Here is an 11,794-nt window from a genome sequence, read left to right on the forward strand (position 1 = left end):
TAGGAAAGTAGAAAAACCATTCCGGTTAAGGGAGAGCCCGAGTGATCAACCGCATCCGCGATATCCGCAAGCAGAAGGGCTGGACACTGGCCGACCTTGCAGAAGCCTGCGTGCCGCCGACGACCCCGCAGACGGTCGGGCGACTGGAAACCGGAATGCGCAATCTGTCGCTCAAGTGGATGGACCGGATCGCCGCCGCGCTGGAAGTGGAGCCCGAAGTCCTGGTGCGCTCGGAAAATGCCGAACACCCGCAAGTGGTCGCCACGCTCGGTAGGGACGGGCCCGAAGCGCTGGAGACGACGCGCGATGCGATCCTTGTCACCGACCTCGGCGGCAGCGGTACGCTGATGGTGCTGACGATCGATTATCCTCACGGCGAATATCGGCCCGGCGACCAGCTCTGGCTGCGGCAGATCGCGCCAGAAGACGCCGCCCGCGCAGTCAACCGCGACGTACTGGTGCCGAAGAAGGCAGGCCGCTTCGCCTTCGGTCGGCTGATCGACCGGCAGGGTAGCCTAGTCGGCATCCTTCCGCCGGGGCATGGCGAGAAGCAGCAGGTCGTCGATGGACCCGCCTGGATCGGGGTTGCCGAAATGCTGGTCCGCCGGCTGTGAGCGACGCGCCGAAACGCCGGGTACTCGTTCTCTCGACGCTCTGGCCGAACGAGGCGCACCCGCGCTTCGGAACTTTCGTCGCCCGTTCGATCGAGGCGCTCGCACGCGAAACCGACTGGCAGCCCGTGGTCATCAATCCCATCGGCCTGCCGCCCGTGGTGTTCGGCCGTTACAAGACCGTGCGCGATGCGGCGGTCAGCGGGACGGAAAAAGGCGTCGAGATCCACCGGCCCGTCTTCCGCCTGCTGCCGAAAGTGGGCGGCAGGCTCAATCCTGCGCTCATTGCCTCGGCCGTCATGCCGCTCGCCCGCACGCTTCATGAGGCGGCGCCCTTCGACCTGGTCGATGCGCAGTTCTTCTACCCCGACGGACCGGCCGCCATGCGTATCGCGGACGAGCTGGACCTGCCCTTTTCGGTCAAGGCGCGCGGGGCGGACATCCATTACTGGGGAGCACGCAGCTATGGCCTCGCAGCGCTGCGCGAAACGGCGGACAAGGCGGCGGGCGTGCTCGCCGTGTCCGACGCGCTGGCAGACGACATGGCCGCGCTGGGAATGCCGCGCGAGAAGATCACGATCCACCGCACCGGCCTCGATCGCGACCGGTTCCGCCCCCTCGGCCATACGCAGCTGCGCACGCGGCTGGCGGAGGAACTGGGCATCCCGCTATCCAAGGACGACCAGTTGCTCGCCACAGTCGGCGCGCTGATCGAGCGCAAGGGACAGGCGCTGGTCATCAAGGCGCTGGGCGACTTGCCGGAGGCCCGCCTTCTGCTGGTCGGAAAAGGCGAGGACGAGGCCAGCCTGCGCGCCCTTGCCCGCTCGGAAGGCGTGGCGGACCGCGTGCACTTCCTTGGTTTGCTCGATCACGACCTCCTGCCGCTGGTCCTGTCGGCGGCGGACGCGATGGTCCTGCCCTCTGCCAGCGAGGGCCTTGCCAACGCCTGGATCGAGGCCCTTGCTTGCGGCACGCCCATCGTCATCACCGATGCAGGCGGCGCGCGCGAAGTCGTCGATACGCCGGTTGCCGGCGTGATCGTCGCCCGCCGGACCGAGGCGGTGCGCGAAGGTATCCGGCTGGTATTGCAAAACAGGCGGCCACCCGAAGAGGTAGCCGCCTGCGTAAAGGAATACAGCTGGGAGGCGAACGGGAGGGCGCTGGGCGCCCACTACGATCGCCTGCTGGAAGGCTAGACTTCGCCGCGGGCGACCTTTTCCTGCCGGTCGGCGACCGTCTCTTCCGGGATGAAGCTGTCCGAGGTCACGCCCATCCACACCAGCAGCGGCGCTGCCATGTAGACCGAGCTGTAGGTACCCACGAACAGGCCCAGCGTGATGGCCGCGGTGAGGCCGAACAGGCTCGCCGGACCGACGATCAGCAGCGGCAGCAGCGCCAGCAGCAGCGTAAGCGAGGTCATCACGGTACGCGCCAGCGTCTCGTTGACCGACAGGTCGAGCAGCTCGGGTAGCGGCATCTTGCGATATTTCTTCAGATTCTCGCGGATGCGGTCGTAGACGACGATCGTATCGTTCAGCGAATAGCCGATGATGGCCAGGATCGCGGCGATGATCTGGAGGCTGAATTCCATCTGGAACAGCGCGAACATCCCCAGCGCCAGCGACACGTCGTGGAACAGCGCGAAGAGCGCGCCTACGCCGAATTGCCATTCGAAGCGTATCCAGATGTAGATCGCCACCGCCAGCATGGCGGCGACCAGCGCGAATATCGCGTCCTCGCGAAATTCTCCCGAGACCTTACCCGACACGTTGTCGTTCCCGTCGAGCCGGAAATCGGGGTAATTGCCCTGCAGTTCCGCAACGACCTCGTTCGCGGCCGCCTGCGCAGCCTCGTTATCGGCCGCTACCTCATCGGGAAGGCGGACACGGATCGAGACTTGGTTGTCCTCGCCGAAACGCTGGACCACCGGGCTCTGGTAGCCGAGGTTCTCGACATCCTCCCGCAGCTCCGCGACCGGCGCTTCGGCGCGTTCGGTAAAGGTAGCGCGCACTTCGAGGCCGCCGGCGAAATCCACGCCGTAGTTGAGCCCCTTGGTGAAGACCATCGCCCAGCTGCCCGCGATCAGCAGGATGCTGACCACGAAGAAGGGGAAGCGCCACTTGAGGAACTTGATGTTGGTGTCGTCGGGGACGAGCTTGAGAAGTTTCATCGTCCGTTACCTCAAAGATTGATGTCGGTGGGGCGCGTCTTGCGCAGCCAGCCGGCAACCCACATGCGGGTGAGCGGCACGGCGGTGAACACGCTGGTGAAGAGACCCACCACAAGCACGACCGCGAAGCCCTTGATCGGGCCCGAACCGAAATTGAACAGCAGCACGCCGGCGATGAAGTTCGTGACGTTGGCGTCGTAGATCGCGCGGCTGGCTTCCTTGTAGCCATTTTCCACCGCGGCCACGACCCGCCGCCCGCGTTTGCGTTCTTCGCGGATGCGTTCGTTGATCAGCACGTTGGCGTCGACCGCCGCGCCGATGGTCAGCACGAAGCCGGCGATACCGGGCAGGGTCAGCGTCATATTGAGCGCGGCCATGATGCCCAGCAGCATGAACACGTTGATGACCAGCGCCACCGTCGCATAGATGCCGAAGCGACCATAGGTCACGATCATCAGGCCCATCACCAGCAGCGTACCGATGAGGATGGCGATCATGCCCTGCTTGATCGAATCGGCGCCGAGGTCGGGACCGACGGTCCGTTCCTCGACCACGCTGAGATCGACCGGCAGTGCGCCAGAACGCAACTGGATGGCGAGGTTGTTCGCGCTTTCGACAGTGAAGCTGCCGGAAATCTGCGACTGGCCGTTCTGGATCGGTTCCTGCATCCGCGGTGCCGAGATGACCTCGCCGTCGAGGATGATCGCAAACTGGCGGCCGGTGTACTGCGTCGTCATGCGCGCAAAGCGGCGACCGCCGTCGGGGTTGAAGGTGATCGAGACGACCGGTTCGTTGGTGCGGGGGTCGAAGCTCTGCTGCGCGCTCGTCAGCGTTTCGCCGTCGATGCCGCCGATACGCTGGACCACGACGCCGTTGGGGAAGCCTTCGCCTTCGGCATACGGCACCACTTCGCCGCCCGCGACGAAGCCGCGCTGGACTTCTTCCGCGCTCGCCTGGCGTTCGACCAGCTTGAATTCGAGCTTGGCGGTCTTGCCGAGCAGTTCCTTCAGCTGTTCGGGATCCTGCAGGCCGGGCACTTGCACCACGATACGAGTGTCGCCCTGGCGCAGGATGGTCGGCTCGCGCGTGCCGAGGCCGTCGATACGGATGCCGACGGTGCGCAGCGCGCCTTCCATCGCGGCATCGACCGCATTGTCGAGGCCCGCCTGGGTCGGCGTCAGGACGAACCGCTGGCCGTCGACGACCTGGAGGTCCCATTCGCGCACCGGCCCGGTGCCGTTCATGATGGCTTCGAGTGCGGCGCGCGCGCGGTCCACTTCGGTGACGTCGTCGAGCAGGAAGCTCAGCTGGCCGTCGGCGGTCGAGACATCGCCGATACGGATGCGCGGTTCAGCGCGGCGCATGGCATTGCGGACGCTTTCTTCCAGGTCCTCGAGCCGGGTCGCGGCGACATCGGCGCGGTCGGCTTCGAGCAGAATGTGGCTACCGCCGGCAAGGTCGAGGCCGAGATTGATCGTCGGCTCGGGAAGCTGCTCGGGCCAGTCGAGATTGGCGAGCGAGAAGATGGAGGGCAGCGACAGGAGCATGCCGACGATGGCAACGCCCCACAGGAACGCTTTCCTCCAGGTTGGAAATTCGAGCATGGCTTGGATTACGCCTTTTGCCGGGTCAGTCGTTGGCGGGCTTGGTCGCAGTGCCCGAAAGCACTTCGCCGATGGTGTTGCGGACCGCGCGGACCTTCATGCCCTTGGCGAGTTCGACTTCGACGAACTGGTCCTCCACCTTGGTGATGCGGCCCACGAGACCGCCTGCGGTCACCACTTCGTCACCGCGCTTGAGCCCGGCGATCTTTTCCTGGTGCGCTTTCTGCTGGCGCATCTGCGGGCGGATCATCAGGAACCAGAAGACGGCGAAGATCGCCACCCACGGAAGGATCTGGAGCCACACGGGCGGCTGGGCTGCGGCGGAGCCGGCTGCGGCGAGAAGGTCGATCATGCGGGAATTGCCTGTGTCCGTTCGTAAATTGATCCGTGCGAGGTAGGTCCGCTTGCGCTGCAATCAAGCAGCGACAGGCGCACCTCCCCCTCGATGTGGCGCGCAGCTAGCAGGATCGCGATTGCAGGGCAATGAATTGCCCGCGCTAGACGCTTGCCATGCACAGGAGCGGGGCCTATAGGGCCGCCTCCACTGGTATCGGGACGTGGCGCAGTCTGGTAGCGCACTATACTGGGGGTGTAGGGGTCGCTGGTTCGAATCCAGTCGTCCCGACCAGTGGTTTCCCTTCCAAATCGATGGAAATGTCGCGCTGCCTCGGCGCGCGAACGCGTGCGTCAGCCCGGGCTGATCGAGCCGCCGCCGCCACCGCCGCCTACAGCGGCGATCAGGCCTGCCCCGAAGAATCCGAGCAGGATGCCGACAGCGGTGTTGGGCTTGGGTTCGGCAAGGCGCGCGGCGCCGCATCCGGCATCGTCGGCCCAGTCGAGCCAGTCCTGCCAGGTATAGGTGCGGTCGTTGGCGACATCGCGATAGGTCTTGCCGACGTAGCGCCAGTTTTCGGGCGCATTTCCGGCGTCCAGATAAGCGGTGTATTCGGGCCGGATACGGTCGCAATCCCAGTATTCGGGCGCATCGAGCGCGCCTTGCGTGTCGGACGCGATCGGCTGCGAAGACTGCGCCAGCGCGCTGCCGCCGACCAGCGCAATCGCTGCGGCAGAGGCGACAAGAGTTGGAAATGCGCGTTTCATCCGGTGCTCCAGGCCCCTTCGACTTGCCTGCCGATACCGCAGAAATGCCTGTAATTCAATGAACGGGTGTGGCTCGATCCCCGAGGACCTTCACCCCGATTTCCTACATGTGCCGATATGGTTATTTTTCTCACGAAGGAGAAACCAAATGGCACTAATCGAATCGCTTATCGGCCCCATCGCCTCGATCATCGACAAGATCATCCCCGACAAGGAAGCCCGCACAAAGGCGAAGCTGGAACTGCTCGCGCTGGAAGGCACGCATGAACTCAAGTCCATCGAAGCCCGCCTTTCCGCCATCGTCGCCGAAGCCAATTCGGCCGATCCGTGGACCAGCCGCGCGCGGCCCAGCTTCCTCTACGTGATGTATGCAATCATCCTCTTCGCCATCCCCATGGGCGTGCTGGCCGCCTTCTCGCCGCAGGCGGCAGGCGACATCGGCGACGGGATCACGCGTTACCTGCGCGGCCTGCCGGACGAACTCTACGCGCTCTTCGGCACGGGCTATCTCGGCTACACAGCTGCGCGCCAGTGGGGGAAGGCCAAGGGGGTGGAACGGTAATTTCGCCAGGGGTGTGTTCCATCCGTTCCATCCTGTAGGGACGGGCGGGACGCAATCCGGCTTTTGCCTTGCGTCCCGACTGGGCTAGGACAGGCCCCATGACCGACACCGTCTTCGTCCTCAACGGCCCCAATCTCAACCTGCTCGGCACGCGCGAGCCGGAAATCTACGGCTCCGACACGCTGGCCGATATCGAGGCGCGCCTCGTCGAACAGGCACGCGGCCTAGGGCTGGCGGTCGATTTCCGACAGACCAACCACGAAGGCGTGCTGGTCGACTGGCTGCACGAAGCGCGGGCCAGCGGCGCGAAGGCGGTATTGCTCAATGCCGGCGCCTACACCCACACCTCGATTGCGCTGCTCGATGCGATCCGCGCAATCGGAGTGCCGGTGATAGAGGTTCACCTGTCCGATCCCGCGCAGCGCGAGGCTTTCCGGCACGTTTCCTACGTGGGGATGGTCGCTGTCGACGAGGTGAAAGGGCTGGGCGCACGCAGCTATGCCGTAGCGTTGGACAAGGCCGCCGCGCTGTAAACAGCTTGCCCCCTACCCCTTGTCAGTTTGATGACAGACGCGCATAGGCCCGTTCAAACAACCTCAGGGATACCCATGTCCGACCACAAGTCCTCCGCCGGCAAATCCGGCATGAACGTCGATACCGCGCTGGTCCGCGAACTCGCGGAAATGCTCGGTGAAACGGGCCTCGTCGAAATCGAAGTCGAAGACGGCGACCGCAAGATTCGCGTTTCGCGCGGCGGCGGCATCGCCATGGCCGCGGCACCCGCCCCGATGATGGCCGCTGCACCTGCAGCAGCACCCGCAGCAGCCGCTCCCGCCCCCGAAGCGGCTCCCGCAGCCGCTGCCGAAGGTGCGATCAAGTCGCCCATGGTCGGCACGGTATACCTCGCTCCCGAACCCGGCGCGAAGGACTTCGTATCGGTCGGCGACAGCGTGAAGGAAGGCCAGACCCTCGTCATCGTGGAAGCGATGAAGGTCATGAACCCGATCACCGCCGACAAGGCCGGGACGGTCAAGGCGATCCTCGTCGAGAACGCCCAGCCGGTCGAATTCGACCAGCCGCTGATCGTCATCGGCTGAGGCAGGCCATGACGATTTCGCGTATCCTCATCGCCAATCGCGGCGAAATCGCGCTGCGCATCCACCGCGCGGCGCATGAAATGGGCATCGAGACGGTCGCGGTGCACTCCACCGCCGACGCCGATGCCATGCATGTGCGCCTTGCAGACCATGCCGTGTGCATCGGCCCGCCTGCCGCCACCGACAGCTATCTCAACATCGCCAACATCATCTCTGCAGCAGAGGTGAGCCACGCCGATGCGATCCACCCGGGCTATGGCTTCCTTTCGGAAAACGCCAAGTTCGCCGAGATCGTCGAAGCGCACGACATAAAGTGGATCGGCCCCAAGCCCGAACACATCCGCACGATGGGCGACAAGGTCGAAGCCAAGCGCACCGCCGGCAAGCTCGGCCTGCCGCTCGTGCCCGGCTCAGACGGTGCGGTCTCGGAGATCGAGGAAGCGCGCGCGATCGCGGCCGAGATCGGCTATCCGGTCATCATCAAGGCGGCCAGCGGCGGCGGCGGCCGCGGCATGAAAGTCTGCGAAAGCGAAGACCAGCTCGAGACGCTGATGCAGCAGGCCGGCAGCGAGGCGAAGGCCGCCTTCGGCGACGCCACGGTCTACATTGAGAAATATCTCGGCAATCCGCGCCACATCGAATTCCAGGTCTTCGGCGACGGTGAAGGCAATGCCATCCACCTCGGCGAACGCGACTGTTCGCTCCAGCGCCGCCACCAGAAGGTTCTCGAAGAAGCGCCCTCGCCCGTGATCAGCCACGAAGAGCGCATGCGGATGGGCGAAATCTGCTCCTCGGCCATGCGGGACATGGGCTATCGCGGCGCAGGCACGATCGAGTTCCTGTGGGAGAACGGCGAGTTCTACTTCATCGAGATGAACACTCGCCTGCAGGTCGAGCACCCTGTCACCGAAGCGATCACCGGCGTCGACCTCGTGCGCGAACAGATCCGCATCGCGGCGGGTCACCCGCTCTCGGTCAAGCAGGACGAGATCGAATTCCACGGCCACGCCATCGAGTGCCGCATCAATGCCGAGGATCCCTGGACCTTCGCGCCCAGCCCCGGCCAGGTGAGCTATTATCACGCGGCCGGCGGCATGCACGTGCGCGTCGATAGCGGCCTTTACGCCGGCTACCGGATCCCGCCCTATTACGACAGCATGATCGCCAAGCTGATCGTCTACGGTCGCACGCGCCAGGGCTGCATGATGCGCCTCAAGCGTGCGCTTGAAGAGATGGTCGTCGAAGGCGTGAAGACCAACATCCCGCTCCACCAGGAATTGCTGCTGCAGGACGACGTGAAGAGCGGCGATTACTCAATCAAGTGGCTCGAGGAATGGCTCAAGGAGCGCGAGGGCTGAACAGCGGCGAAGCGTCGCGGCAGATAGAGCCGCGCCGCCTTGCGGCCTGGACAGTGCTGGCGAACCTGTTCCTCGACACCGAGCATTCGGACGAAATCCGGCTCTGTCTCGCGCGCGACCTGCGTGAGACCGGCTATTCGTCCGGCGAACTGGAAGACATCCTGCGCCGCGAGGTGGCCCCTGTCTTCGGCAGCAACCTGCTGTCCATGGCCGGCGAATGGGCGCTGTGGGACGAGGACGAGGTCGCGGAAATCATGGAACGGGAGTTCCTGTCCCGCAAGCGCCTGACCCCCAGCCAGTGGGTTGTCGGGCGCCTCACGAATGCGATGGTGCGGCGCGACCTCAGGAAGCTGATGCGCCTGGCCTAGCTAGTCGAAGGTGAACCCCGCCGCCTTGGCTTCGGCGATGATCTCCTCGCCGGTCATGCGCGGATGTTCTCCTGACACGCAAGTCCAGCTTGCCGCCTCGTCGACGAAGATCTCCTTCTCGATCTCCGCGCCACTGGCATCGTCGAACAGTCCTGCAGAAAAACTGCGGTTTCCTGTGGGCAGGAACTTGAACCACAGGTTCGACCCGCAAGTCTTGCAGAACGCGCGCTCGGCCCAGGCGCTGGACTGGTAGACCGCGATCTGGTCCTCGCCGTGGATTGTGAAACCGCTTCCCGAGAGCGCGCTATAGAACGCCCCGCCCCAGCGGCGGCACATCGAACACTGGCAGATTTCGACCTGCCCCGCAGGCTCGTCCAGTTCGATCCGGACGGCCGAGCAGAGGCAGCGCCCCTCGATCATCCCAGCGGGACGCCCGGTTCGTTCTTGCTGGTGCGGATCGTCAGCGATGTCTTCACGCTCGCCACATTGGGCGCAGGCGTGAGCTTGCTGGTCAGGAATTCCTGGAAGCTCTGCAGGTCGCGACTGACGATCTTGATGATGAAATCGATCTCGCCATTGAGCATGTGGACCTCGCGCACTTCGGGCAGGTCCTTCATCGCGCTCTCGAATTCGCGCAGCGCGTCTTCCGCCTGGCTCTTCAGGCTGACCATGGCGAAAACGGTGATCGAGAAGCCCAGCTTCGAAGGATCGAGTTCCGCGTGGTATCCGCGAATCACGCCTTCTTCCTCCAGCGCGCGCACGCGCCGCAGGCACGGCGGGGCGGTCAGGCCGACGCGGTGCGCCAGTTCCACATTGGTGATTCTGCCCTCGTCCTGCAGTTCGGAAAGCAGACGACGATCGATTTCGTCGAGATTCGCCATGAATTATCCTCGATACAACGCCACGCCAGAAAGACGATGCGCACTTAAGAAATGTTGAAAAGGCGCAACCATCGGATTGGCTAACATTATTATCTTTGCCAGCAATCGTCCCGCTTTGCAACGTGGCGGAAACATCTCGTTCATCACGTTTGTTGGAGCGGTAGAAGGGGTAGGCGCGCCATGGTTACCGGCCCGCAAACCTTCCCTGTACCGGAGCTGCAATGCATTTTGACGACCGCCTTGCCACAGTCCTGCGCAATCGCGCGGCGGGCGAGCGTGCGGCGCGTACGCAGTTCCGCCAGCTGCTGGACCTGCTGGGAGAGCGTCCGCAGGCCGGCGACAAGGCGCTGAAGGCTGCCGCTTACCTGCGGCTGATCGCGCTGGGGGAGATGATCCCGGTCAAGGACCGCGCCTCCATCGTCGGTGAAAGCGGCTGGCGTTTCCGCAATCCGGAACTGGTGAAGTGGTTCGGCGAGGCGCATCCCCATATCGCGGCTGCCGCGCTCTATCGCGCCCGCCTGACGGGAGAGGAGTGGGAGCAGCTCATCCCGCAATTGCCTATCCGGGCCCGCGGTTTCCTCCGACATCGCCGGGACCTGCCCGACGAGGCGGTCCGCGCTCTCGACGCACTAGGCGTGTCCGACCGCGCGCTGCCGCTGCCCGAACCGTTCGACCTGGTCGAAGAATTCGCAACGCCGGATATCGAGGGCGTGCCGGAGCTAAGCGAACCCGAAATCCTGCCCGAAGAGCCGGAACCCCTTTCGCTCTCTCCCGAGCGACTGGTACCGGAGCCGGAACCCGAACCCGTCTCGCAACCAAAACCGCAACCGGCCATGGGCGGTTCGGAAGGTATTCGCGCCCTGGTCGACCGGATCGAGGCATTCCAGCGCACCCGTTCGGAACGCTCAGGCGACAGCGACGACCCGCGCCTGCCGCTGGGCGAAGACGACGATCAGGTCGCGGCAAGGCCCATCGACCAGTTCCTGTTCGGCTGCGACACGGAAGGCCGCATCGATTGGGCCGAACCGGGTATCGCTCCGATGGTGACCGGCATGGACATGGCTTCCATGGCCTTGGATAGCGAAGAGGCAGCGCGCATCCTCCGCATGCGCCAGCCCATGGCATCGCTGGCCGTCAACATTCGCGGCGCGGTCAGGCTGGAAGGCGATTGGGTGGTGGACGCAACGCCGCGCTTCACCCGCTCCGAGGGCCGTTTCTACGGCTATGTCGGACGTTTCCGGCGGGCGGTTTCCGGTATCGAGGACCGCCGCGAGGCCGAGGCGGACCGCCTGCGCCAGCTGCTCCACGAACTGCGCACGCCGGTCAACGCCATGCAGGGCTATGCCGAGATCATCCAGCAGCAGATGATCGGCCCCGTTCCCCATGAATATCGCGCCATCGCCGCGACCATCGCCGGGGATGCCGCGCACATCCTTGCCGGCTTCGACGAGCTCGACCGGCTGGCCAAGCTGGAAACAGGCGATCTCGACCTCGAAAAGGGCGATGCCGATTTCGCCGCGATCGCCCGCAAGCAGGTGGCGCAGCTGCAGCCGGTGCTCAGCCCGCGCGTTGCGCGCTTCGACGCCGACCTTGGCGAAGGGCGCGCGCCCATCGGCCTGTCGCAGGGCGAGGCGGAACGGCTCGCCTGGCGCCTTCTCGCCACACTCGCGGGCACATTGGCCGCCGGGGAGACGGTATCGCTCAAGATGCAGACGGGGCTCGAGCAGGTCGAGTTCGCGCTCACCCTGCCCGCTGCCCTACGCAAGGCGGCAGACATATTCTCGGTCGATACCCGCGCGCAGACCGGCGCGCTGAGTGCGGGCATTTTCGGAGCAGGCTTCTCGCTCAGGCTCGCGCGGGCAGAGGCGCGCGCGGCCGGCGGGGAACTGGCAAGGGTGGACGATGCGCTGGTGCTGAGCCTGCCGCTCTTGACCGCCGCCAGCAGCCTGCCTAGCCCTGAAAACCAGCCGGACAGTGCAGCCGGCTGAAAAGGGGGCAAAAACTCCCGGGGCTCGCGATGCAACGCTTGAGGGGAAGTTTCG

14 protein-coding genes and 1 tRNA gene are annotated in these 11,794 nt (G+C 64.9%); 9 read left to right on the top strand and 6 right to left on the bottom strand.

Annotated features, from left to right (window positions below; genetic code table 11):
* Nucleotides 1-41 precede the first annotated feature (41 nt).
* Nucleotides 42-614, top strand: a complete 573-nt coding sequence (locus LC083_RS01640) for a helix-turn-helix transcriptional regulator (protein WP_226698917.1) — start codon at nucleotides 42-44, stop codon at nucleotides 612-614.
* Nucleotides 611-1,807: a glycosyltransferase gene (locus LC083_RS01645; protein ID WP_226698918.1), complete on the top strand. Its 1,197-nt coding sequence runs from the start codon at nucleotides 611-613 to the stop codon at nucleotides 1,805-1,807. Before LC083_RS01640 ends, LC083_RS01645 begins: the two co-directional genes overlap by 4 nt.
* Here the strand turns inward: LC083_RS01645 and secF are convergent.
* From secF to yajC, 3 genes are read right to left on the bottom strand one after another with little or no spacing between them, the layout of a single operon-like run.
* Nucleotides 1,804-2,781: a protein translocase subunit SecF gene (gene secF / locus LC083_RS01650; RefSeq protein ID WP_226698919.1), complete on the bottom strand. Its 978-nt coding sequence runs from the start codon at nucleotides 2,779-2,781 to the stop codon at nucleotides 1,804-1,806. The genes LC083_RS01645 and secF overlap by 4 nt on opposite strands.
* An 11-nt stretch (nucleotides 2,782-2,792) precedes the next feature.
* On the bottom strand, nucleotides 2,793-4,385 hold the full coding sequence (gene secD / locus LC083_RS01655; RefSeq protein WP_226698920.1) for a protein translocase subunit SecD: 1,593 nt from the start codon (nucleotides 4,383-4,385) through the stop codon (nucleotides 2,793-2,795).
* A gap of 25 nt (nucleotides 4,386-4,410) precedes the next feature.
* Complete coding sequence (gene yajC, locus LC083_RS01660; protein WP_224830780.1) at nucleotides 4,411-4,737, bottom strand: preprotein translocase subunit YajC; 327 nt, start codon at nucleotides 4,735-4,737, stop codon at nucleotides 4,411-4,413.
* A 199-nt stretch (nucleotides 4,738-4,936) separates the two neighbouring features.
* On the opposite strand from yajC, the gene LC083_RS01665 reads away from it, so the two are divergent.
* Nucleotides 4,937-5,013: transfer RNA gene (locus tag LC083_RS01665), tRNA-Pro, on the top strand.
* Nucleotides 5,014-5,072: 59 nt separating this feature from the next.
* Here LC083_RS01665 and LC083_RS01670 read toward each other — a convergent pair.
* Nucleotides 5,073-5,486: a hypothetical protein gene (locus LC083_RS01670; protein ID WP_226698921.1), complete on the bottom strand. Its 414-nt coding sequence runs from the start codon at nucleotides 5,484-5,486 to the stop codon at nucleotides 5,073-5,075.
* Nucleotides 5,487-5,634: 148 nt separating this feature from the next.
* Between LC083_RS01670 and LC083_RS01675 the strand changes: the two genes are divergently transcribed.
* From LC083_RS01675 to LC083_RS01695, 5 genes are all read left to right on the top strand, one after another.
* Nucleotides 5,635-6,048 carry a holin family protein gene (locus tag LC083_RS01675; protein ID WP_226698922.1) on the top strand — a complete coding sequence of 138 codons (414 nt, stop codon included), beginning with the start codon at nucleotides 5,635-5,637 and terminating at the stop codon, nucleotides 6,046-6,048.
* 98 nt (nucleotides 6,049-6,146) lie between these two features.
* Nucleotides 6,147-6,581: a type II 3-dehydroquinate dehydratase gene (locus LC083_RS01680; protein WP_226698923.1), complete on the top strand. Its 435-nt coding sequence runs from the start codon at nucleotides 6,147-6,149 to the stop codon at nucleotides 6,579-6,581.
* Nucleotides 6,582-6,656: 75 nt separating this feature from the next.
* On the top strand, nucleotides 6,657-7,145 hold the full coding sequence (accB, locus tag LC083_RS01685; RefSeq protein WP_222554118.1) for an acetyl-CoA carboxylase biotin carboxyl carrier protein: 489 nt from the start codon (nucleotides 6,657-6,659) through the stop codon (nucleotides 7,143-7,145).
* An 8-nt stretch (nucleotides 7,146-7,153) separates the two neighbouring features.
* Complete coding sequence (gene accC / locus LC083_RS01690; RefSeq protein WP_226698924.1) at nucleotides 7,154-8,503, top strand: acetyl-CoA carboxylase biotin carboxylase subunit; 1,350 nt, start codon at nucleotides 7,154-7,156, stop codon at nucleotides 8,501-8,503.
* Nucleotides 8,479-8,871, top strand: coding sequence for a hypothetical protein (locus LC083_RS01695; RefSeq protein ID WP_226698925.1), 393 nt, complete (start codon nucleotides 8,479-8,481; stop codon nucleotides 8,869-8,871). The genes accC and LC083_RS01695 overlap by 25 nt, the downstream gene beginning before the upstream one ends.
* Here the strand turns inward: LC083_RS01695 and LC083_RS01700 are convergent, their stop codons facing one another.
* Nucleotides 8,872-9,291: a GFA family protein gene (locus tag LC083_RS01700; protein WP_226698926.1), complete on the bottom strand. Its 420-nt coding sequence runs from the start codon at nucleotides 9,289-9,291 to the stop codon at nucleotides 8,872-8,874.
* A complete protein-coding gene (locus tag LC083_RS01705) occupies nucleotides 9,288-9,752 on the bottom strand; it encodes an Lrp/AsnC family transcriptional regulator (protein WP_160607537.1) in 465 nt (154 codons plus the stop codon). The genes LC083_RS01700 and LC083_RS01705 overlap by 4 nt, the downstream gene beginning before the upstream one ends.
* A 221-nt stretch (nucleotides 9,753-9,973) precedes the next feature.
* On the opposite strand from LC083_RS01705, the gene LC083_RS01710 reads away from it, so the two are divergent.
* The gene (locus tag LC083_RS01710; protein ID WP_226698927.1) at nucleotides 9,974-11,740 is read left to right on the top strand and encodes a sensor histidine kinase; all 1,767 of its coding nucleotides are present in this window, start codon (nucleotides 9,974-9,976) and stop codon (nucleotides 11,738-11,740) included.
* Nucleotides 11,741-11,794: the final 54 nt, after the last annotated feature.

Origin of the sequence: Qipengyuania gaetbuli (assembly GCF_020524765.1) — a bacterium.
Classification (GTDB): domain Bacteria; phylum Pseudomonadota; class Alphaproteobacteria; order Sphingomonadales; family Sphingomonadaceae; genus Qipengyuania; species Qipengyuania gaetbuli_A.

Bases quoted from the DNA above. Each gene is read 5' to 3' on its own strand.
- secF (WP_226698919.1), bottom strand. From the start codon at position 2,781: ATGAAACTTCTCAAGCTCGTCCCCGACGACACCAACATCAAGTTCCTC.
- secD (WP_226698920.1), bottom strand. From the start codon at position 4,385: ATGCTCGAATTTCCAACCTGGAGGAAAGCGTTCCTGTGGGGCGTTGCC.
- yajC (WP_224830780.1), bottom strand. From the start codon at position 4,737: ATGATCGACCTTCTCGCCGCAGCCGGCTCCGCCGCAGCCCAGCCGCCC.
- LC083_RS01670 (WP_226698921.1), bottom strand. From the start codon at position 5,486: ATGAAACGCGCATTTCCAACTCTTGTCGCCTCTGCCGCAGCGATTGCG.
- LC083_RS01675 (WP_226698922.1), top strand. From the start codon at position 5,635: ATGGCACTAATCGAATCGCTTATCGGCCCCATCGCCTCGATCATCGAC.
- LC083_RS01680 (WP_226698923.1), top strand. From the start codon at position 6,147: ATGACCGACACCGTCTTCGTCCTCAACGGCCCCAATCTCAACCTGCTC.
- accB (WP_222554118.1), top strand. From the start codon at position 6,657: ATGTCCGACCACAAGTCCTCCGCCGGCAAATCCGGCATGAACGTCGAT.
- accC (WP_226698924.1), top strand. From the start codon at position 7,154: ATGACGATTTCGCGTATCCTCATCGCCAATCGCGGCGAAATCGCGCTG.
- LC083_RS01695 (WP_226698925.1), top strand. From the start codon at position 8,479: ATGGCTCAAGGAGCGCGAGGGCTGAACAGCGGCGAAGCGTCGCGGCAG.
- LC083_RS01700 (WP_226698926.1), bottom strand. From the start codon at position 9,291: ATGATCGAGGGGCGCTGCCTCTGCTCGGCCGTCCGGATCGAACTGGAC.
- LC083_RS01705 (WP_160607537.1), bottom strand. From the start codon at position 9,752: ATGGCGAATCTCGACGAAATCGATCGTCGTCTGCTTTCCGAACTGCAG.
- LC083_RS01710 (WP_226698927.1), top strand. From the start codon at position 9,974: ATGCATTTTGACGACCGCCTTGCCACAGTCCTGCGCAATCGCGCGGCG.